This is a genomic window from Parasphingomonas halimpatiens (genome assembly GCF_036663795.1).
Classification (GTDB): domain Bacteria; phylum Pseudomonadota; class Alphaproteobacteria; order Sphingomonadales; family Sphingomonadaceae; genus Sphingomonas.
Window position 1 is genome coordinate 1 of the sequence record NZ_JAXOJP010000091.1, and the last position, 1,096, is coordinate 1,096.

The 1,096-nt window shown below is 65.1% G+C and carries 1 protein-coding gene; it reads left to right on the forward strand.

Annotated elements, in window-relative coordinates; all coding sequences use genetic code 11:
• Positions 1 to 48: 48 nt before the first annotated feature.
• On the forward strand, positions 49 to 1,096 hold a 1,048-nt coding region (locus U1839_RS26755), incomplete at its 3' end, for an FAD-dependent oxidoreductase (RefSeq protein WP_332806603.1).

Genomic DNA, 1,096 nt, shown 5'->3' on the forward strand with positions numbered 1-1,096 from the left:
GTTGCCGTCACCGACTAGACATTGCTGAGCCGCAGCACGGAGGACGAGATGAGCGACGAGAAGCCAAAGCTGAGCGGACCAGACCTCACGCAGGCGATCGAGCTCTCGACAATTCCTGACGGCGGTATGCTGCTCGGGCATGCCCTAGGCGAGCCCGTGCTCCTCGCCCGACGTGGCAATGAGGTGTTCGCGGTCGGTGCGATCTGCACGCATTATGGCGCGCCGCTCGAGCAAGGACTTCTGGTCGGCGATGCGGTCCGCTGCCCCTGGCACCACGCCTGTTTCGACCTTCGCACCGGTGAGGCGCTCCGGGCGCCCGCGCTCGACCCGGTTTCGCGTTGGCGTGTCGAAGCGGTGTGCGACGTGACGCGTCAGTTCACGCCATTCGATGCGCCGGTTGGGGCCGTGTTCGTTCGGGAAAAGCTGGAGCGGTGGGAGGCGCAACCGCAGCCCCCATCCGCTGTTCTGCCGAAGTCCGTCCTCATCGTTGGTGGCGGCGCGGCCGGAAACGCCGCTGCGGAGGCGCTTCGGCACGAGGGTTATACTGGCAGCCTGATGATGCTGAGCGCCGACAACACGTTACCCTGCGACCGGCCAAACCTCTCGAAGGGGTATCTCGCTGGTACGGCGTCCGATGCGTCCAATATTCTTCGGTCGGCGGAATTCTACAAAGAGCACGACATCGACCTAAGGCTAGGCGCGCGCGTCACGGCGATCGATACGGCGACCCGCCGCGTCGAACTCGCCGACGGCAGGCATTACGAGTACGACGCGCTACTGCTCGCGACCGGCGCCGAGCCGATCCATTTGAGCATTCCCGGCGCCGACCTTCCGCATGTCCACTACCTGCGGACGTTGACGGACAGCCGTGCGCTCGTCGAGAAGGCGCTGGTCGCGAAACGCGCGGTCGTGATCGGCGCAAGCTTTATCGGGCTGGAGGTCGCGGCATCACTCCGGGCTCGGAACATCGACGTGCAAATGGTCGGGACCGAGACGACGCTCATGGCGAAGGTTCTGGGACCACAGGTCGGGGATTATCTCCGCAAGGTCCACGAAGACCATGGGGTGACGTTCCACCTCGGCACGACCGCGACGG